Here is an 18,914-nt window from a genome sequence, read left to right on the forward strand (position 1 = left end):
CTCGACGGGTAGGAGATTGGTGGTTACGGGGGGTGTCAGTTTCAGGGGTCGTCGAATCACCCCTTACAAGGAAATTGGCGCGTTCGCGCCTCGAAAACAAGTCCGCTCGTAGACCTTAAATATCCCAACGCGGTCGGGAATCCTCGCGCTTCAGCGCGGGGAGGACGTCAACACGCGTAGGTGAGCAGACACCCGATTCCTCCCTATCGTTCACCGATTCTATACGACTCGTGCCCGCGTCCGGGACGGTATGATGAGCTATCGTTTCCACCGAACCGGCTCGCTGTGCATCGCCTGTGGGGTGACCTACAAACGGCAGAACAAGTATCACGGCTACTACTGTACCGATTGTCGTCCGATTGCAGCCAGCGGAAACCATGAGGAAGAGATGTAGAATCGGGCGGGAGGCCCGGCTACCCACACCCAACTCGCTCGTGGTACCGGTACCAAAGGCAACTCGCTCATAGGCGAACCGCCCAGCGACGGCCCGAACGAGGGGCGTTCACCCCGATCCTTCCCTACCCTTCATCGCCTCTTTTTGACCGCAAACACCGAAACACGTGCCGTCTAGCGATCCGTCTGCACCGTCCGGCTGACTCGTCTCGTCTCAGCACAGACCCGCTCTACCCCTTTCATCTCGACCGCCGAACGGGCGCAACGCACTAGATCAGCGACAGAACCAGGATGGGACCAAAACCATGAGAGACCACGTGGGTGTCCTCGCGGTAATCGCTCTGCTGGTGTTAGGCGGCGTCGTCGCCGCGACCGGCTCCGTCACCAACGGCGACGACCAGACCGTCGTCTACAGCCTCGACGACGAGCGATGCGACGTGAGCGAACACCTCGACGAAACCATGGATCTCACGACCGAAACCGACGAGCGTGAGAGCCAGAGCCAGAGCGAACGCGACCGATCGAACGCCGATCATCGCGAGAACGAACGCGAGTCCGACACAAGCGAGCGCGAGAGCGAACGCGACAGCTCGAGTGCACTCGACGAGAGCGAGCGCGACGAAAGTGAGCGTGACAGCAGTCAGGACAGCGAGTACGACCGCGACAACAGCGAGTCGGAAGTGAACGACCGCGACGAAGAGCGTGACGCAAGCAGCGAGCGCACCGCCGAGGAACGCGACGAGAGCGAACGCGACCGCAGCGAGCGCGAGGTCGACGACACCGACGTCGAGACCGACGAGCGCGAATCCGACGCCGAGCGCGAGACGGCCGAACGCGAGGACAGCGAGTCGGACGCCGACAGCACGCACAGCGAGCACGATTCGGGCGAGCGCGAACGCACGGCGGACGAGAGCGACGAACGCGACGCCGAACAGCGCAGCGACAGCGACGAGAGCGAACGGACCGCAGACGAGCGCACAAGCGACCGCAGCGAGGCCGACATCAACTACGACGACACGGACCGTGAGGTGAGCGAACAGGCACACCGCGATGTCGAGACCGACGACCGCGAAACCGAGTCGGCAGACTCAGACACCGACGAGCAGTCGAGCGAGGAGCGCGAGCACACTGACGCCGAACGCGAGACGACCGACCGCGACAGCGAACGGGACTCGAGTACGAGTGAGGAACGCGCAGCGTCGGCGAGTGATCGCGACGCGACCCAGTTCGATGCGGATCGGTTCGAGCGTGGAGAGGGAGATTCGGAAGAAGAGGACGAACAGCGCGAGCGTGAGCGTGAGACTGAAGGCGGCCACGAGGAGTCGAGCGACGAGACGGAGAGCGAGCGCGACCAGGAGCACACCGACGCCGAGCGCGCAGAGAGTGAGCAGACGGAGAGCGACGACGCCAGCAGCGAGAGTGATCGCCACGAGTTCGATAGCGAGTTCATCCGCAGCGAGCAGTTTGACTCTGCACTCGACAGCACCGAGCGTATCCAGCAGGGCGACGAGCGGACCACCGACGAGTTCGACCGCGACGCGAGCGCAGCGGAACGCGACAGTTCCCGCAGCGAGTTCGACAGCGAATCGGTCGCGGGCGACCGCAGCGAGATCGAGCGCGACCAGCACGACCGCAGCCTCGAGACCACGGACAACGACTCAGAGCGTGACCAGCGCGAACGGACTGAGCGCGACGAGACGAGCGACCGGTCGTCGAGCGAACGCGACAGCAGTCGGTACGCCGCAGACCTGGACGAAAGCGAGCGCGACGTGAGCGAGACCACCGCGTCCGAGCGCGACACCGAACGTGAACGAGACAGCGGCAGGGACGAGTACGAGGACAGGGACACCGAACGCGAGCGCAGTAGCGATCGCGAGCACGAGCGCGACGAATCCGAACGCGAGCGCAGCGAGCGCGCCGACGAATCTGAACGCGAGCACGAACGCGACGAGCATGAACACGAGCGCGACCTCGAAACCCGCGACAGCGACCGCAGCGAGTCCGACAGCGATGCCGAGCGCGAGCAGACCGAAACCGAACGCGACCAGACCGAGCGCGAGCAAACGACGGACACCGACTGTGAGACGGTCTCCGAACGGCTGATCGTCACCGGCGACAGCATCCAGGAACTCGAGCGCAAGGGCATCATCACACCCAACGACGACGGTACCTTCGACGTCGACGTGAGTGAACTCGAGTAGGTGAGTGCGCAGAGAGGGTGGTCGTCTGGCCCCGCAGCCGTTTTTAGCCGTTCAACAGGGGGAGTGATGAGAGTGTAGTACGCCTGCGCGTAACTCGAACACATCACATACCGGCCCGATCCACTGGCCGCCCGAACCCACCATCTCGTTAGCCCGTTCGTCGTCCGATCGGCGTCTCCAGCCCCCAACGCGCCCGTCCTTTCCCGGTTCTTCGTCTCCCGTTCTTAAGACCCAGTGGCGAAGACAGGAATGGCCTACGGGATAGGTTTCGAGAGCACATGACCCGAAAACTGACAGTCATCACGGTAGTCGGCTTCCTGCTGCTTGCCAGCGTCATTGGTGTCAGCGGCGTCGCCGGTGCGAGCCCTGGCGCAGCCATGCAGGTTGACGACCGCTGTGACGAAAGCGAATCCGTCGACGATAGTACGGAAACCGTCGACAAAGCAGAAGACACCGAGAGCGACAGCAGTAGCGACCGAGAACGAACCAGTAGTGACCTGCAAGAATCCACGACAGAGTCCGAACTGAACGAAATCGACAGCGAGAGCGACAGCTCGACCACCGTCGACGAGTCTGAACGCGACCAGAGCGACAGCGACAGCGTGAGCGAATCGAGTACCGAGTCCGATCAGAGCAGTTCCGAGGTGAACGATCGCGACGAACAATCCGACTCGAGCAGCGACTACGACGTCAGCACTCTCGACGAGGAAGAGTTCTCAGAGAGCCAGAGCGTGATCGACGACACTGACGTCGACCGCGACCTGAACGAGAGCGACGTAGACCGCACCGTCAGCGAGCGCGACGACAGCACGGTCGACCGCGACAGCACGCACAGCGAGGAGAACGCGAGTGCGAGCGACAGTGAGTCCGAAGAGAGTGAGTCGAGCGCGAGCGACAGCGAGGTCACCACTGACGAGAGCGACAGCGAGTCCGACGAGAGCGAACGCGACCGCAGTGAAAGCGACATCGACTACGATGACGTCGACCTCGAAGTGAGCGAGCGCTACTCTCACTCGGTCGACACGATCGAAAGTGAGAGCGACCTCGAGGAAAGCGATCACGACGAGCAGACCCTCAACGCGTCGGACCGCGACTTCAGCGAGCAGTCACTCGACGAGTACGACAGCGAGTCCGAGGAGAGTGCGAGCGACGAGAGCGAACTGTCCGAGAGCGAGAGCGAGTCCGATCACGACGAACGCGACGAAACCGATCGTGGCGAGAACGACCGCGATACGTTCGACCGGATCGAGAGTACCAGCGACAGCGACTCCGAAGAGTACACGCAGAGCGACAGCGAGTCCATCGACAGCGAAAGCGAGTCCAGCGAGCACTCCACGGACGAATCCGAGCGCGACGCCACCGAACGCGACGTCTCACAGCACGACCTCACCAGCGCCGACAGCGAGCATGATCACTCCGAAGAGGGTGACCTCGAGTTCGACGCGAGCCAGACCGAACGCCAGGGTGCCGAACTCACCTTCGACGAGAGCGAGCGCGACTCGAGTTCCGCCGACAGCGACCGGACTCACAGCGAGTCCGAGAGCAACGAGAGTGACAGCGAGAGTGCCGACAGCGAGCGCACGCAGGACGAGAGCAGTCTGGAAACCACGGATAACGACAACGAACAATCGAGCAGCGAGTTCGACGAGAGCGAGGTCTCGAGCGACCGGACCGTGAGCGAACGCGATCTGAGTACGCACAGCGACGAGAGCGACCTCACCGAGAGTAGCCTGAGCGAATCCAGCGAATCCGAGAGCGAAACCGTCAGTGAGAGCGATACGGGCGTCGATACGGTCGAGAACAACGATATCGAGACCGAATCCAGCAGCGACGAGGACAGCAGCAGCGACCTGAGCGAGAGTGACCGCAGCAAGAGCAGCGACGAGAGCGACCGCGAGCACAGCATCGAGCAGCACGACAGTGAGAGCGATGTCGACAACCGGGAGAGCACCCGTAGCGACTCCGATGCTGACTCCGAACGCACGACGCTCCAGACTGAATCCGACGAAAGCAGCTTCGTCGAGTCCTACGATTCGAACTGCGGCCACGTCAGTTCGAACGCAGACGACGATGAATCAGGCGCAACGGCGGATTCCGATGCGTCAGACGAGGCTGACGAAGACGATGCAGACGAGGCAGATGACAACGCAGACGAGGCAGATGACGACGACAACGACAACGATGGCGATGACAACGACGACAACGAGAGTGCATCGAGCATCTCCGCAGCCATCAACTCCGCACTCGACTCGCTACAGTCGTTCGTGTTGGGGTGAACAACCGGACCACAGCTGCTACCCTCCTTTTTAGCGCGTGTTTGTCTGTTCGATAGCTGCAGTCGTTTGGGAGACAGCTACTCGTGGCAGACGTGGCACGTAGCTATCGTGTCTCGGAGGTAGTGTCCTCGACTGTAACACGTCTCCACAATCAATCGTTAGACACCGATACCGTCCGGACTCACTCGAATCGCCCCGAAATCGAGAGCAAGTAGCCGACGATGATGATGCTCACGATAAGTCCAAGAAATGAACCCATTAGCAGATCGAGGAGTGCACCGAAACTGTACACCACGAGTGCAACCACAAGTGCCCAGTAGCGCAGTCCGAGCAACCCCACGAGCACGGTGGCCTCGAGTACAGTCAACGCGAGCACTATCGTGGCGAGGCCACCTTCCCCCTCGCCGATGAGTGCGAGCGAGCCGAACAGTCCGACCAGAACGCCGAGAAAACCGATACCGACGATAATCAACAGTCCGAGTGGGGCACCCTTGTTCGACCGCGACGATGAGCGAGAGCGGGTACTCGAGTCGTCTGTCGGCCACGGGTCACCGGACGGCGGGGAGGGTGGCGAGGATGGGGGACACATACGTTTCAGGTTGTAATGTCTGTCAGAAATACATACCGGTCTGCTCTCAGGACCAGCGTCGGTGGAGGAGCTCGTGTGTCCCGTTGGTCACGGCTGGCAACTGTTTACGACAGCGCCACCAACGCGGGCGTATGGTTATGCTCTACCGGCTCGAGGGCTGTCCGTTCTGTGAGACCATCGTCGACGAACTCGAGGACCTCGACGTAGCATGTGAAAGCGTCTGGGTCGAAGGGCTGCACTCGAAGCGAAACGAGGTCAAGCGCGTCTCTGGCCAGCGCCAAGTTCCAGTCGTCATCGACGACGAGTACGGCGTGACGATGGCCGAGTCCGAGCGGATACTCGAGTATCTCGAGTCGACGTACGCCTGAGCGCGAGTGGGCCGATAGATCCTTCAACACCTTCCGACAACGCAGCACCGATCACTCGTCAGCGTCGTCCAATTCATGCGGATCCAACCCCGGATCCTCAACGGCTGGTGCGCTGATCGCGAGCACAACGCCCTCCTCGTCACCGACGTTGCGATGCCTGTGGCCGATTTCCGGTTTCGCCACCCAGAACGTCCTGGTTCGGCCGGGACGTATTCTTCCTCTCCGGAGCGCCCGAGTTTCAGTGAAAACTCGCCCTCGAGGACGTAGTACAGCTCTTCTTGCTCCGCATGGGCGTGGTACTGAATTTCCTTACCGGGGTCGAAGTACCAGAGCTTGAGCTGGAGGTGGTCACTCGGCAGGGATCGTCGATCGCCCTGATCTGCAGATCCGGTGGCACCTCGTCGATCTCCGAGAGGTCCGTCAACGGCACGTCGTCGGTGTGCACTACGTCGTACCCCATGCTATCTGTGACCACGGATCACTATGTGAAAACGTACGGACCACTGGACTCGGAGCGCAGTCTCACTCGAAGACGACGGCTCGATCCGAGTCCGGAACGGTCGCCCCTTCCTGACTGGCAAACGCCTCGTGCAGATGTGTATACGTCTCGGCAAGCGCTTCGACGATCACCGTCGTGTCGCTTATCACCGGCATGAAGTTCGTATCGCCCTGCCAGCGCGGGACAACGTGCGTGTGGAGGTGCTCTCCGATCGAGCCACCGGCACCCTCTCCCAGATTGAGCCCGGCGTTGAAGCCGTCCGGCTGCAGGGCGGACTCGAGTGCGTCGAACGTGCGCTGTTTCAGTCGGGCGTGATCCAATAATTCCTCGTCGGTGAGGTCGGTGTAGTCACCGGTGTGGTGGCGTGGAATAACCATCACGTGGCCCGGGTTGTAGGGGTAGTTGTTCAGGAGGACGAACGTGTGTTCGCTGCGGGCGACGATGCGGTTCTCGCGGTCGTCGTCCTGGTCGGGGAACGTACAGAAGACGCAGTCGTCGACATCGGGATTTTCCTTGTCCCGTTTGATCCACTCGATTCGCCAGGGCGCAAACACCTGCTCCATGGGATGAGTGAGTCGTGGCACTCCTATACTGGTTGTGCCTCGCGGGCACTGGGACTCGCTATTTTCTGAGTACAATACAGATTAGTAACTCTTTTATAGACAGTTGTTGACTCTTATCTTGGTAAATAGTGTCTTGAAGCCGATCGGAGGTTTCTGGACGCCGTATAAAACGTCTCCGCTTCTCTTAGGCCGTCGTTAGATATATCAGATCCTATGACTCAGAGTTCGAAATGAGACGCGCATTTAAGAGTTCACTGTAGCTACTCTTCCCTCAATGGCAACGACGGACGACTCCATAAACGGACTTACCGAATACTGTGACGAATGTGAGCTGGATACGCTTCACGAGGTTTCGGTGCAAATCCGAACAGAGAGCATCAAGAAGGAAAACGCACAGTTCTCCCGCGAACCATACCGTGTGTGTGAGTGCCAGCGCTGTGGGAATCGTTCGAGTCAGCGGATGAATAACGCCTAACCTGCCGATTCGGCTCACCTCGACCGGATCGCTACCGACGTGTTCCCGTCTGCGGTATATCACCTCTCGCGGATGTGACGACCGCACTGCTATCCTTCCAATTCGACGACACACCAACCGGCACGGACAGCGGCCAACCGTGAGTGGCACGTAGCGAGCGGAAGCCCACCCCTTCAGGGGTGGGAGGGTGTCAATACTCCGTCGTCACTTCACACCCGTTCTCAGTGACGATGAGGGTGTGTTCTTTCTGGCTGACGAGGAAGCCGTCGTCCTCCTGCAGGACGGGGTAGCCGTGGACAATGTTGTTTCGCTTGAGTCGGCGGAGTGCCATCTCCGCCCTGTCGGTGTCGAGCCACCGGGTTGCAAACGGCAGTGTCCGGAACTCCTCGGTGATCTGCCCGAGCGCTTCGCGGGCCTGCCGATTCCGGACGGTTCCCTCGCGTTCGAGTGCGAAAATCTCCTCACTCGCGCCCTCGGTGACCTTCCCGCCGCCATCGGTCGCGAACGGCTCGATCGCGACGACGTCGCCGACCTCCAGCGTTGTTCCCTGCGAGACCGCCCGGTTCGGGATGTTTGGACTGGTGTGCTGTTCCCAGTGATCCAGCCCGTGTCCAGTCAGGTTGACGACCGGGTTGTACCCGTAGCCGTTGATCACGTCCTCGATCTCCGCGCCGATGTCGCCGGTTTCGACACCCGGTTCGACGATCTCGAGAGCGGCCTCGAGAGCCTGCTCTGAGGCTTCGGCGAGTTCAGGATTACCCGAGAGATCGACCGTAATCGCAGTGTCGGCGAGCCAGCCATCGACGTGGACGCCGATGTCCAGGTTGATCATCTCCTCACCGAACGTCGAGTCGTCGTCGATCGAGGGCGTCGCGTGAGCTGCCTCCTCGTCGATCGAGATGTTGACCGGAAACGCCGGCTGCCCGCCGAGTTCGCGGATGCGATCCTCGGCGTACTCGGCGACCTCGAGGTGGCTCGCGCCGACCTCGACGCGGTCGGCTGTCTCTTCGCGCACCTGGGCGAGAATGTCGCCCGCTTCGCGGTGCTTCTCGTACTGCTCTGACTGAAGGTCCACATCCTCGGATTCGGCCATGCCTCCGGATTGGATCGGTCGACAAAAAGAGGTTCCGCCTCGGATCGCCGTAGCCGTCCGGAAACCGCTGTTCAGCACCCCGTTCCTGACCCACGATAGTCGACCGTCACCGCGTCGTCGCCCGCGCCGTCTGCATCATCGAACTATTGAACGCCGATCCGAGCGTTCCACTCGAGTCGATCGCAATCACACCGGCCGTCGATCCGGTGAGTTCGGCGAACTCGTCGATCGCGAGTTCGGCTGCCGCGTCGGCGTCGAGTCCGCGTTCGATGTGGCGAGCGACCCGCCGGGAGAGCGTGACGCGGGCGATGTCCTCGCCGGCACCGGTCGCGCTGACCGCAGCGGCAGGCGAGCAGTAGAAGCCAGAGCCGACCTGGGGCACGTCGCCGACACGGCCCGCGAGCGCGAGCCAGCGCCCGCCCGTCGAGGTTGCCGCTGTGAGATGTTCGCCGTCGAACGCCACCGCACCGACTGTGTCGTGGTCCAGATCGCCGTCTCGTGCGCCGGTTTCGGTCTGTTCCGTTCGGCGTTCGTCGCCGTTTCCGTCTCCAGCCGCCTCCGCAGCATCTTCGTCACGCCCACCCGGATCAGTCTGTCCGTACTGATTCTGGATCCACTCGAGTTCGCTCGCCACGCCGCCGGTTGGCCGATCCGCTTCGGTTTCGGCCCACTTCTCGCGCGTGCGTTCAGACCAGAGGTTGACGCCGGTTTCGACATCGAACGCCTCGGCGAGTGTGACGGCGTGCTCCCCGGAAACGAAGCCGTGAGGGGTTTCCTCCATGACGATACGGGCGACACTGACGGCGTGTTCGACATCCGGCATCGAGCAGGCTGCACCGACGGCGCGATCGTCGGTCATGATGCCTGCGTCCGTGCGGATCGCGCCGTCGCTCTGGACGGCACTGCCGACGCCGGCGTTGAACCGCGGCGAGGACTCGAGGACGTGAATCGCTGCTTCGACGGCGTCGACTGGGTCGCTCGTCGCTGCACCAGTTTCGGCTGCCTCGTCGAGGACAGCCTGTCGCGGGGCTGGTTCGTCGGGATCGCTACCGGCACCACCGTGAACGAGTACCTGCATGGGCGGGCTTTCACAGACGGATTATAACGACTTTTGGGTTGCAGCATGTCAGGCACGGCTGTCGATTCACGGCAACGGAAGCGGTGCAGGACACTGCCCGAAACCCACACACTTACGGCCGACGCCTGAGAACGGATGACGACGATGACGCCAGTCGTGTTGCTCGCCGGGTTCTGTGCGCTACTGTCGCTGTTCGCAGTGGGACGGCTGGCGCTCGACGACGAGGCGGATCGTGTCGACCTCGGGTCGACGGTCGTCGTCATCGGCATTACGGTTCTCGCGACGCTCTGGGCCACGTATCGAGAGGGGTGGCGCTCGCCTGAGTTCCAGTTCCTGCTCGGTGTGCTCGGCGTTGGAACCATTGCCCTCGGCATCGGACTGATCGCACGATACTGGCACGATACGACTCCAATTCGCGGATCAAACAGCGGCCGTTCACGTCCGGAACACGACGACAGAGAGCGTGAGAGAGACAGCGGCTCCGACGATCTGCAATCCTGACTGATAGACCTAGCTTGACACTACACAGCGTCGTGAGTGCACCGGTGGCTGTGCACAGTACGGACGACCCACTGCGATCTAGACGAATCCCGGCAGCGGTCCGGCCTGTGCAATATTTGCCGTTCTTCGAACGAAATGGTAGCCCTTTTACCCCAGTCGAAGAACCGTACAGACGAGATGAGCTACGACAAGATCGAGGTCCCTGAAGCGGGAGAAAAGATCACGCTGAAAGAGGGAAGCGACACTGAGCTCGAAGTCCCTGACAACCCAATTATCCCGATCATCCACGGCGACGGCGTCGGTAGCGACGTCGGCCCAGCCGCACAGCAGGTCCTCGAGGCCGCCGCGGACGCGACTGGCCGCGAGATCAACTGGATGCGCGTCTACGCCGGCGAGTCCGCTCGCGAGATGTACGACGAGAACCTCCCGGACGAAACCGTCGAGGCAATCAAGGAACACCGCGTCGCGATCAAGGGCCCACTCACGACGCCGGTCGGTGCCGGCTTCCGATCGCTGAACGTCGGTCTGCGAAAGCTTCTGGATCTCTACGCGAACGTTCGCCCGACCTACCATCTCGATGGCGTTCCGTCTCCTGTCTCCGAACCCGAGCAGATGGACATGGTCACCTTCCGTGAGAACACGGAAGACGTCTACGCCGGTATCGAGTGGGAAGCCGGCTCCGACGAAGTCGAGCAGGTCAAGGAGTTCGTCGAGGACGAGATGGGCGAAACCGACATCATCCACGACGGCCCCGTCGGTATCGGCGTCAAGCCGATCACGGAGTTCGGGACGAAGCGCCTCGTCCGCGAAGCCATCGACTACGCCCTCGAGAACGACCGTGACTCCGTTACCCTCGTCCACAAGGGTAACATCATGAAGTTCACCGAAGGCCAGTTCCGCGACTGGGGCTACGAGGTCGCCGAAGAGGAGTACGGTGACGAGGTCATCACCGAGGACACCCTCTGGGAGGAGCAAGACGGCGAAGTTGACGACGACACGCTCGTCGTCAACGACCGCATCGCCGACAACATGCTCCAGCAGCTGCTGACCCGAACGGACAACTACGACGTCATCGCCACCATGAACCTGAACGGCGACTACATGTCCGACGCCGCCGGCGCACAGATCGGTGGTCTCGGCATCGCCCCCGGTGGCAACTTCGGCGAAGGCCGCATGCTCGCCGAACCCGTCCACGGTTCTGCACCGAAGTACGAGGGCCAGGACAAGGTCAACCCGACCGCGATGATCCTCTCGGGCCGCATGATGCTCGAGTACATGGGCTGGAACGACGCCGCAGACCTCGTGCGCGACGCCGTCGAGGAGACGATCTCCTCGGGCAAGGTCACGTACGACCTCGAGCGCCAGCTCGACGACGCAGAGAAGCTCGCAACGAGCGAGTTCGCTGACGAAGTCGTCAGCAACATCGAGAAGCTCGCATAAGCTCGCTTCTCGGGCGTTCGGCTTTCGCCGAACACATCGAAAAACTGGCAAAGCCAGTTTTTCGGACAGTCAGGCCGCGAAGCGGTCTGACGCTTTTGAGAAGCGTTCTCGAACGCTTCTCGTCCGCTGGCGGCTGCGCCGCCAGACCAGTACAACGCTCTCGGAGAACGTCTCCACCGTTCGGAACTCGATTTTTTGTCACGTCTCTCGCTCGAGACACGCTCACGGTTATCCCTCCCAGCACAGCCACAACGTCCCGTAACGCTCTCCACATCACAGGCGGAACAACAACATAATGGAATCGAACGCAGACGCAGAAAGCGACGAAACCCCAATCGTCCGTGTTGCCACTGCGCAGAGTGACCTCGAGGACGCCTTCGACGTCCGCTACGATGTCTTCGTCGACGAACAGGACGTCGACGAGGAACTCGAGTACGACGAGCACGACGAGCCGGATGCGGAGGCAGTGCATTTCGTGGCGTACGCTGCCGACAGCGCCGACCCAAGCGACACCGACCCGGAGACGGCCACCCCCATTGGCGCTGCCCGCCTCCGCATCGTCGACCAAACCACCGGAAAAGTCGAACGCGTCGCGGTACTCGAGTCCCACCGCGGCACGGGCGTCGGGCGCGCGCTCATGGACACACTCGAAGCGGAAGCGCGCGGGCAGTCACTCGAGACGCTCACATTACACGCACAGACGCACGCGGCAGGGTTCTACGAGGGACTCGGCTATGAGATCTACGGCGACGAGTTCGAGGAAGCGGGAATTCCGCACGTGGCGATGGAGCGATCACTCACGTACTCGAGTACGAGATCGGAGACGTGAGGTGATGCCGTCGTCCGTTTCGGAGATCTCTCCTAGCGAGTCTGACCTTTGTTCTGCCGACGTTACGCCGCGCAGGGCTCTGTCACCTCGCGCTGTGGCTCTTCGGCCGCGTGGAGAATCGCTCTGGCGACCGTCTCCGGCGCGTAGACGGGCGCTGGAACCGTCGCCTCCTGCTCCATGTAGTTCTTCGCGTGCTCTGGATACGGCGTGTCGATCGCAGCCGGTTTGCCCAGCGTGATCGAGATCGGCGCACCCTCCTTCTCGAGTGCCATCCGCAGCGCGTCGGTGAACCCCTTGACGGCGTGTTTGGATGCCGAGTAACTGCGCATGAGAAACGCGCGTTCGGAGGCGATGCTGCCGATGTTGATGATCGCGCCGCCGCCATCGCGGTCACGTAACTGCTCTGCGGCCTCGAAGGAGCCGTAGAGCACTCCCCAGACGTTGGTGTCGAACTGTGACTTGAGGTCCTCGGGGGGGATGTCTCGCAGTTTGCCGTAGATGGAGACAGCCGCGCAGTTCACCCACGTGTCGAAGCGGCCGTAGGCGTCCTGTGCAGTCTGTGAGATGGTACGGATGTCTTCGGGTTCGCGCACGTCGGCGACGACGTACTCCACGTCGTGGCCCTGCTCCGTCAGCTCCTGTGTTAGTTCCTGTGAACCGCCTCGGGGTCAAGCCCCGAGGCACTCGGCCTGCCCCGCCAGGTAGAGCTTCTTCGCTCCGCGCCGCGAGGACAACTCGTGCGCCGCGGTCGGCTGCCATACGAGCCGTCGTCAGCCCGATGCCGGACGAAGCGCCGGTGATGATGACCACCTGCTCCGAGACCGGTCGTAGCTCCGGTTTCATGCTGTTTCTGGTCGCGACGTGTCTGTCTGACTCCTTGGTACAGCATCCGTCTTTAGCTACGCTCAGAAGTACTCTTCGTGTTGCAATTATGATGGAAGTATTACCGATGTCTGTTGTGGAGTTCAGCCGTCAGCTGTACCGAAGCCGTAGCCTCGTAATTTCTTCCATGACCCCGATCCAGCCGATCTGAACGGTGGTTTTCAAAGCCAACCGACGGTATTGAGCAGTACTGAGAGTAGTAGCTAACGACGAATGCTTGCGATCCTTTCGGATCGGTTTCTCGATGTGACTGCTCGAGGGTGATTGACGAGTCAGTCTCGAGTACTCGAAGTTTCGAGCGAGAGTCACGACCATTCGACGGCGTAAGAAGTCACCAATCGGTCAATATCCTAACGTTCTTTACGATTGCTTGAGTATCCAACAGACGCGCACGAAAGTGCGCAGAGCCGGAGTCCACGCCGCCAAGCTAGGAACTCCGGCTCGTTCGCGGCCCCCGCGTAGCGGGAGCACTCCATCATTGACGGCGACGAAATAAAGACCTGCCGACCTATCGCCAACGTAGTCTCACAGGCGGTTGGATCATCTCGGGGTGCTCTTCGCTGCGTGTCGGGCCACGCTATCAGCTTGACACATGCACTGTGAACTGACGATCCACTGTAACTGCGGTACTGACATCCGCGCGGACTCGGCTCAGGGCGCGATCACGTGTCCCGACTGTGAGTCGACGTTCGTCGCGCGAATCATTGATCTTGAGACTACCAATGCATCCCGCTATTTCCACGGCACTCACTCGTATCGCGGCCCATANGAGTCGACGTTCGTCGCGCGAATCATTGATCTTGAGACTACCAATGCATCCCGCTATTTCCACGGCACTCACTCGTATCGCGGCCCATAACGACCTCAACGTAGCCGATCTGCCACCGCTGTACGAGGTCGTTGACCCGGAGGCACTGGCTGCGGTGCTTGAGTCTGGCGGGAACGCCCTCGTTGGCTTCGAGTACGAAGACTATCGCGTCGTGATCGGGCCCGGGCCTGACGACGTGACAGTGGAGGTGATCGACGAGAATCGGTAACGGATCGTCGACAGGGAGTGGCTGTCGATCACCGCGTTTTTTCTCAGTGTCATCAGTTCGGCCAGTGCCTCGAAGTTGCTCGCCGAGTAGCATTTACACGCTTGATCGAGACTATTGTCGCACTATTGTGGCCTTTGAGATAGTTGATAATACATTCGTCGGCAACGACGTAGTTGCTAGCAGTGAGTACGGCCGTCGGGCGTTTGCCACTGGCACCTGTATGTGCCTGCCGACAGATGCGCCTACTCGTCGGTAGAAAGCACTCTCCATCCGCGAGTCCGCCCGCTCAGGGTATCGTCTGTGCCCCGGAGTCGAGATCGTTCCCGTTCCCGTCCCCGCTTCCCCGCTCCCCCTCGGAATCCGGAGCGGATTCGTCTCCGAGCAACGCTACCGCCAGTGACCCGACGACCCGTGCAACACCGTTCGTGACATGCAAGAAGGCCAGCCCCAGCACGATCCCCAGCGGTACCGCAAGCAGTGACTCGGCGAGTGTGTCGATCTCCCAGCCTAGCACGACAGTCGAACTCGAGAGCGGTGCAAGTACGAGCCCAAGCGAAACGAACCCGCCGAGTATGACCAGAAAGAGCACGATGAGGGCGAGAAACGACCGAAGAACGAGAAAGCCAACGCCCTTCCAGGTAACCTCCGAGATGATAATCTCCTTTAACGAGCCGAGAAGACCGGCTTCAGTGCCGTGTATCGGTCCGCCGCCGGGCCGTTGGATCTCCGTCCCCAGCAGACGATTGGCGAGCAGTCGCTCGAGTTCGGCGAGATAACGCGAGCTAACGATGGTCCCGACCAGAATCGGGATGCCAACGAGCATGAACGTGAGGATGAGCCCGCCGAAGAACCCGAGCATGAGCCCGAACTGGTAGGCAATGCCGATCGGAATCGCCAGCAGCAGGTAGGCAAGATTGCGATAGGTCTGGCCCTCAGTGGCGACGCCGACGAACGAGTGCAGTCGGCTCTCTTCGCCCCGGTGAGGGGCATGATCACTCATATTGGAGTGTTCGGTTAGCGGTCTCAAAAGCGTTCGTTTGTGCGTCAGGTCCGTTCGCGAACGTACCGCACCGCGAGGCCACAGATTGCAAGTCCCATCGCGACCGCGAAGGCGACGACGAACAGCGAGGACAGGTCGCCGTTCATCGCGCCCGGGAGTTCCTCCTGAACGAACTCGGCAGCGAGGACGGTCGCGATCCCAAAGAGGACGACACCGCCGAGGTTCTCGAGCCACGAGTTTGTCTCCGGGACGACGTTGGGATCGTTGAGCAGGTAGAGGATCACGGCAAGCGCGAACGGCGTGCCGACGAGGCCGAACGCGAGCATGACCACGAGCAACTGGAAGAACGCGCCCTCGAGGAACACGCCGACCGCGGAAGCGAGTGCAACGGCGACGAGCGCGGCCCGGTAGCGCGGGTCTGCGACGGACTGTTCCCAGCCGAGTTTGTCGGCGATGAGGTACGGCGGGACGATCGTGTTTCCGCCGAGCGTCGAGACGGCCGCACCCAGCAGTCCAAGCAGGAACACCCACATCGCGTGCTCGCCAGCGATTGGGACGAGTGCCTCTGCGGCCTGAATCTCGTTGATCGTCGCCGGATCGAGGCCGCTCTCTGGGAGGACGCTCGCCGCGACGAGGAAGACGGCGAGGCTGAAGACGCCAAACGCGACGAGCATGGAACTCACAACGTCGAAGATGGCAATGTCTCGATCGGCCTCGGTCCAGCCGCGAGTCCGCATCGTGTAGCTCTGCATCGTCAATAGCGTGATGTGGACCGCCCCGCCGAGAACGCCGGCGGCGACGACGGCACCGCCGACGCCGGGCAGTTCGGGGACGAGTCCGGTCGCCGCTGCGGCGGGATCGACCGGGACGACGAACAGCGAGGCGACGAACGCGAGGACGACACACGAGACGAGCACCTTGGCTCCGATTTCGGCGACGCGGTAGCCGCCGCCTGCGAGTCCCAGAGCGAGGATACCTGCCCAGATGACGCCCCACAGACGCGGGTCAGCGAGCGCCGCGACGCCCGCGCTGGCCACCATCGTTGCACTGATGTCCGCGAGCGTCTTCATAATCACGAGCTGTGCGAGTCCTGCCGCGAGGACAACGTCGATCACGAGCACCCAGGCCCAGAACGAGCCGAGGTGTGCTTCGACGACAGAAACAATTCCTGCCTCGGTGAGTAGCCCCAGTCGCATCGCGAGGTACTGTCCAACGGTGCCGAGGACCGCTGCGAGGACAACGACCCACAACAGTGTGTAGCCATAGCCCGCGCCAGCAGCCAGCAAACTGACCATCGTCGCCGGCCCAGCCGCGATCGCACCTGCAAGCCATGTCGGTCCCAATCGTCTCACAAACGACTCGACTCGCCCAACACCCCATCCAGCCGACTCCGTCTCGGTTGCCATCGGACGTGCTTGCCAACGTCCGTATATAACTCCGTGGTATCTCACCATGGTCAGGAGTTCAAGCGACTACTCTGCTGTCGTGCCAGCGTCAGAACCGGACTCAAAGTTAGAGCTAGCGCCAGACGCCGACTGCCAGCTTGGATTCTCCCGTGGCGGGCTAAAGATATCGACCCCGCTACCGTTTCGTCGCCACGGTTCTCGGCTGCGTGGGGCTGGTCGCCCAGCAGCGCGTAGGAATCTCCGGGGCCGCAGACGATCTCTTCGCCATCAGTTGAGAACATCAGTTCTCATCGGGATGGGAGCCTTGTTCACCGCGCGGAACGACGTTGAGAAGACCTGGTTCAAGGAGGCACGGCTCACGATTTCGAGACTCTCGGCTGTCGACGAGACGGTCGATATCTCGCTGTGACCTCTTGACCGGTATTACTCATTTCCGACCGTAGGTGGCACCATCACCTCCCGCCCACGTCTGCAGCGATACTATACCCCCTGTCCACATCCATCCACACCCACAACCGTATCGCCTCGTCCCGTCCACGTCCGCAACGACACCACCATCACACCCATCCACGTCCGAACGTTCAACTATCCACCACCCCTTCTTGCGGACACGAATGTATGCCGTCGTCGGCTGTAGTGAGTGCTCGAACCTCTGGATCATCGAAGGACGCTCCGAAACCACGCAATGTCCCCGCTGTGGTGCCCGTCGCCCCTACGAGCGCCGCAAAAAATTCGTCGAAACCGACGACGCCAATCACGCCCGCGAGGTCCGCGCCTCGATGCTCGCAAACCGCCAGGGCCAGGGCGAGGCCTTCGCCGACCTCGAGTCATTCGAGGCACTCGAGTCCGATGTCGCAGACGGCGTGGTCGACGACGCGGAGTACTTAGCGCAGTCCGGCCTCGACGTGGACGAAGTCGAGGCGGCTGGTGACCGCGACCCGCGCGGGTCCACACGCAGCGGAAGCAAGAAGGAAATCGTCGAGCAGGCACTGGCCGAACTCGATTCGCCCACTGAAGACGAGATTATCTCCTACGCCGGCGAGCGCGGAGTGTCGGCCAACTACGTTCGGCGGGCACTCGAGAAGCTCACGAGACAGGGGACGGTGAGCGAGAGTCGAGGGGAGTATCGGCTGCTGTGAGAGGGTGGTAATTTCTGGGGAGGAGTCTATTGCTCGCCGGACTCGAACGGCAAAGCTTTCCGCCGGGCGCGAAAACGTCAGCGCAGACGCAATGGCCGAAATGGTGGACGTCCAGCAGGAGACGATCGGAGTCGGGACGGTAGCCGCGCTGGTGCTCTACGGCTACGGAACGTTCGTCGACGAGACGCTGTTCGGCTACGAGGCGACGACGCTCGCGATGTGGGTCTTCGTCGGGACGTTCGCTGCGGTCGCGGTCTTTCACGGCGCGTACGGCCGGCGGGACTTCGCGGCCGCACACGGAACCGCCGCACTCGGATTGGGAGTCTTCTTGCTCGCCTCGGACGGCCCGCAGGCGCTTCTGGGACTACTGTTACTCCTCGGCGGCGGTATTTACATCGCGATCACGACGATTCGTGTGCGACGAGAACTGAACGAAGCGGCCGGTTCAGAGTAACCGAGACGGCCAGTTCAGACAGAACAAGATGGACGTTTCAGACGAAACGGGACGGCATTCAGCCTGATTCTTCAGTACTGTCTCTGCGGATTTTCGCCGGCTCTATCGGCCGAGATCCTCGTGTGCACTCGCGAGATGCCGTGAGGAGAGTGCAGCGAGCAAGGAGAGTTCACCTGCTAGCGCGCCGACTGCGATGATCTCGGCTAGCGCGTCGGCATTCGATCCGGCTGGGTCGCCGCCGCCGCGGAGCCCGAGGACCTCGAGTGCCTCCGCCTGCGTCGGGAGTTTCGTCCCACCGCCGACGGTGCCGACCTCGAGCGAGGCGAGCGAGACGGCAGCATAGAGGTCCGTCGTGTCGTCCTCGCGCTCGCGGGCTTCCATCGTGGTGATAGCGTTTGCGCCCTCGACGACCTGGGCTTCGTCCTGGCCGGTCGCGAGGAAGGCCGCGGCGATTACGTTCGCCGCGTGGGCGTTAAACCCGAAGCTGCCGGCCTTGGCGCTGCCGGTCAGGTTCTTTCGGGTGTTGGCCTCCGCGATCGCGTCGGCGGTCGTGTGCAGGCGCTCCTCGACGAGTTCGCCCGGAATGAGCACGTCGGCGGTGACCGAGCGCCCGCGGCCCTCGACGGCGTTGATGGCGGCGGGTTTCTTGTCCGAGCAGAGGTTGCCCGAGACGGCAACGAGCGAGGCGGGC

Annotated in this window: 17 protein-coding genes and 4 pseudogenes; 11 read left to right on the forward strand and 10 right to left on the reverse strand. The window is 61.9% G+C overall.

The annotated features are described in order from the left end of the window. Positions 1-253 precede the first annotated feature (253 nt). From C482_RS22970 to C482_RS19355, 3 genes are all read left to right on the forward strand, one after another. The gene (locus C482_RS22970) at positions 254-394 is read left to right on the forward strand and encodes a DUF7564 family protein (RefSeq protein ID WP_449406378.1); all 141 of its coding nucleotides are present in this window, start codon (positions 254-256) and stop codon (positions 392-394) included. Positions 395-698: 304 nt separating this feature from the next. Then, the gene (locus C482_RS19350; RefSeq protein WP_006169514.1) at positions 699-2,594 is read left to right on the forward strand and encodes a coiled-coil domain-containing protein; all 1,896 of its coding nucleotides are present in this window, start codon (positions 699-701) and stop codon (positions 2,592-2,594) included. A 278-nt stretch (positions 2,595-2,872) separates the two neighbouring features. Then, positions 2,873-4,870, forward strand: coding sequence for a hypothetical protein (locus C482_RS19355; protein ID WP_006169515.1), 1,998 nt, complete (start codon positions 2,873-2,875; stop codon positions 4,868-4,870). A 181-nt stretch (positions 4,871-5,051) separates the two neighbouring features. On the opposite strand, the gene C482_RS19360 is transcribed toward C482_RS19355, so the two are convergent. Next, positions 5,052-5,459, reverse strand: coding sequence for a hypothetical protein (locus C482_RS19360; protein ID WP_049897009.1), 408 nt, complete (start codon positions 5,457-5,459; stop codon positions 5,052-5,054). Between the two features lie 131 nt (positions 5,460-5,590). Here C482_RS19360 and C482_RS19365 point away from each other — a divergent pair, with 131 nt between their 5' ends. Continuing rightward, positions 5,591-5,827: a glutaredoxin family protein gene (locus tag C482_RS19365; protein ID WP_006169517.1), complete on the forward strand. Its 237-nt coding sequence runs from the start codon at positions 5,591-5,593 to the stop codon at positions 5,825-5,827. A 51-nt stretch (positions 5,828-5,878) separates the two neighbouring features. On the opposite strand, the pseudogene C482_RS19370 reads toward C482_RS19365, so the two are convergent. Together C482_RS19370 and C482_RS19375 are read right to left on the reverse strand one after the other, a co-directional pair. After that, positions 5,879-6,287: pseudogene (locus tag C482_RS19370) on the reverse strand (cupin domain-containing protein). 62 nt (positions 6,288-6,349) lie between these two features. Then, positions 6,350-6,889 carry an HIT family protein gene (locus tag C482_RS19375; protein WP_006169519.1) on the reverse strand — a complete coding sequence of 180 codons (540 nt, stop codon included), beginning with the start codon at positions 6,887-6,889 and terminating at the stop codon, positions 6,350-6,352. Positions 6,890-7,163: 274 nt separating this feature from the next. Between C482_RS19375 and C482_RS19380 the strand changes: the two genes are divergently transcribed. Beyond that, on the forward strand, positions 7,164-7,364 hold the full coding sequence (locus C482_RS19380) for a DUF7835 family putative zinc beta-ribbon protein (RefSeq protein ID WP_006169520.1): 201 nt from the start codon (positions 7,164-7,166) through the stop codon (positions 7,362-7,364). 190 nt (positions 7,365-7,554) lie between these two features. Here C482_RS19380 and map read toward each other — a convergent pair whose 3' ends face one another. Both map and C482_RS19390 read right to left on the reverse strand, forming a co-directional pair. Next, positions 7,555-8,457 (reverse strand): type II methionyl aminopeptidase, encoded by a 903-nt coding sequence (gene map / locus C482_RS19385; RefSeq protein WP_006169521.1) that lies wholly within the window; start codon positions 8,455-8,457, stop codon positions 7,555-7,557. A 106-nt stretch (positions 8,458-8,563) separates the two neighbouring features. Continuing rightward, positions 8,564-9,535 (reverse strand): isoaspartyl peptidase/L-asparaginase, encoded by a 972-nt coding sequence (locus C482_RS19390; RefSeq protein ID WP_006169522.1) that lies wholly within the window; start codon positions 9,533-9,535, stop codon positions 8,564-8,566. A 135-nt stretch (positions 9,536-9,670) separates the two neighbouring features. Between C482_RS19390 and C482_RS19395 the strand changes: the two genes are divergently transcribed. From C482_RS19395 to C482_RS19405, 3 genes are all read left to right on the forward strand, one after another. Continuing rightward, positions 9,671-10,036, forward strand: coding sequence for a hypothetical protein (locus C482_RS19395; protein WP_006169523.1), 366 nt, complete (start codon positions 9,671-9,673; stop codon positions 10,034-10,036). A gap of 177 nt (positions 10,037-10,213) precedes the next feature. After that, positions 10,214-11,476 (forward strand): isocitrate dehydrogenase (NADP(+)), encoded by a 1,263-nt coding sequence (icd, locus tag C482_RS19400; RefSeq protein ID WP_006169524.1) that lies wholly within the window; start codon positions 10,214-10,216, stop codon positions 11,474-11,476. A gap of 295 nt (positions 11,477-11,771) precedes the next feature. Beyond that, entirely contained in the window at positions 11,772-12,305 is a 534-nt protein-coding gene (locus C482_RS19405) for a GNAT family N-acetyltransferase (protein WP_006169525.1), read from the forward strand. An 80-nt stretch (positions 12,306-12,385) separates the two neighbouring features. On the opposite strand, the pseudogene C482_RS19410 reads toward C482_RS19405, so the two are convergent. Continuing rightward, positions 12,386-13,148 (reverse strand): annotated as a pseudogene (locus C482_RS19410) (SDR family oxidoreductase); the annotation flags it as partial. An 851-nt stretch (positions 13,149-13,999) separates the two neighbouring features. Here C482_RS19410 and C482_RS19420 point away from each other — a divergent pair. Continuing rightward, on the forward strand, positions 14,000-14,224 hold the full coding sequence (locus C482_RS19420) for a HalOD1 output domain-containing protein (protein ID WP_006169528.1): 225 nt from the start codon (positions 14,000-14,002) through the stop codon (positions 14,222-14,224). Positions 14,225-14,510: 286 nt separating this feature from the next. On the opposite strand, the gene C482_RS19425 is transcribed toward C482_RS19420, so the two are convergent. From C482_RS19425 to C482_RS22550, 3 genes and pseudogenes are all read right to left on the reverse strand, one after another. After that, entirely contained in the window at positions 14,511-15,224 is a 714-nt protein-coding gene (locus C482_RS19425; protein ID WP_006169529.1) for a sensor domain-containing protein, read from the reverse strand. A 44-nt stretch (positions 15,225-15,268) separates the two neighbouring features. Continuing rightward, positions 15,269-16,630, reverse strand: coding sequence for an NRAMP family divalent metal transporter (locus C482_RS19430; RefSeq protein WP_006169530.1), 1,362 nt, complete (start codon positions 16,628-16,630; stop codon positions 15,269-15,271). 66 nt (positions 16,631-16,696) lie between these two features. After that, positions 16,697-16,917, reverse strand: a pseudogene (locus C482_RS22550) (hypothetical protein); the annotation flags it as partial. 327 nt (positions 16,918-17,244) lie between these two features. Between C482_RS22550 and C482_RS19435 the strand changes: the two are divergent. Both C482_RS19435 and C482_RS19440 read left to right on the forward strand, forming a co-directional pair. Next, the gene (locus C482_RS19435) at positions 17,245-17,769 is read left to right on the forward strand and encodes a DUF5817 domain-containing protein (protein ID WP_006169531.1); all 525 of its coding nucleotides are present in this window, start codon (positions 17,245-17,247) and stop codon (positions 17,767-17,769) included. A gap of 91 nt (positions 17,770-17,860) precedes the next feature. After that, positions 17,861-18,223, forward strand: a complete 363-nt coding sequence (locus C482_RS19440; RefSeq protein WP_006169532.1) for a hypothetical protein — start codon at positions 17,861-17,863, stop codon at positions 18,221-18,223. A 102-nt stretch (positions 18,224-18,325) separates the two neighbouring features. Here the strand turns inward: C482_RS19440 and C482_RS19445 are convergent. After that, positions 18,326-18,914, reverse strand: a pseudogene (locus tag C482_RS19445) (3-hydroxy-3-methylglutaryl-CoA reductase); the annotation flags it as partial.

Origin of the sequence: Natrialba chahannaoensis JCM 10990 (assembly GCF_000337135.1) — an archaeon.
Lineage (GTDB): Archaea > Halobacteriota > Halobacteria > Halobacteriales > Natrialbaceae > Natrialba > Natrialba chahannaoensis.

Bases quoted from the DNA above. Each gene is read 5' to 3' on its own strand.
- C482_RS19380 (WP_006169520.1), top strand. From the start codon at position 7,164: ATGGCAACGACGGACGACTCCATAAACGGACTTACCGAATACTGTGAC.
- C482_RS19350 (WP_006169514.1), top strand. From the start codon at position 699: ATGAGAGACCACGTGGGTGTCCTCGCGGTAATCGCTCTGCTGGTGTTA.
- C482_RS19365 (WP_006169517.1), top strand. From the start codon at position 5,591: ATGGTTATGCTCTACCGGCTCGAGGGCTGTCCGTTCTGTGAGACCATC.
- C482_RS19425 (WP_006169529.1), bottom strand. From the start codon at position 15,224: ATGAGTGATCATGCCCCTCACCGGGGCGAAGAGAGCCGACTGCACTCG.
- C482_RS19375 (WP_006169519.1), bottom strand. From the start codon at position 6,889: ATGGAGCAGGTGTTTGCGCCCTGGCGAATCGAGTGGATCAAACGGGAC.
- C482_RS19360 (WP_049897009.1), bottom strand. From the start codon at position 5,459: ATGTGTCCCCCATCCTCGCCACCCTCCCCGCCGTCCGGTGACCCGTGG.
- C482_RS19355 (WP_006169515.1), top strand. From the start codon at position 2,873: ATGACCCGAAAACTGACAGTCATCACGGTAGTCGGCTTCCTGCTGCTT.
- C482_RS19420 (WP_006169528.1), top strand. From the start codon at position 14,000: ATGCATCCCGCTATTTCCACGGCACTCACTCGTATCGCGGCCCATAAC.
- C482_RS19395 (WP_006169523.1), top strand. From the start codon at position 9,671: ATGACGACGATGACGCCAGTCGTGTTGCTCGCCGGGTTCTGTGCGCTA.
- C482_RS19440 (WP_006169532.1), top strand. From the start codon at position 17,861: ATGGCCGAAATGGTGGACGTCCAGCAGGAGACGATCGGAGTCGGGACG.
- C482_RS19390 (WP_006169522.1), bottom strand. From the start codon at position 9,535: ATGCAGGTACTCGTTCACGGTGGTGCCGGTAGCGATCCCGACGAACCA.
- C482_RS19405 (WP_006169525.1), top strand. From the start codon at position 11,772: ATGGAATCGAACGCAGACGCAGAAAGCGACGAAACCCCAATCGTCCGT.
- icd (WP_006169524.1), top strand. From the start codon at position 10,214: ATGAGCTACGACAAGATCGAGGTCCCTGAAGCGGGAGAAAAGATCACG.
- map (WP_006169521.1), bottom strand. From the start codon at position 8,457: ATGGCCGAATCCGAGGATGTGGACCTTCAGTCAGAGCAGTACGAGAAG.
- C482_RS19430 (WP_006169530.1), bottom strand. From the start codon at position 16,630: ATGGCAACCGAGACGGAGTCGGCTGGATGGGGTGTTGGGCGAGTCGAG.
- C482_RS22970 (WP_449406378.1), top strand. From the start codon at position 254: ATGAGCTATCGTTTCCACCGAACCGGCTCGCTGTGCATCGCCTGTGGG.
- C482_RS19435 (WP_006169531.1), top strand. From the start codon at position 17,245: ATGTATGCCGTCGTCGGCTGTAGTGAGTGCTCGAACCTCTGGATCATC.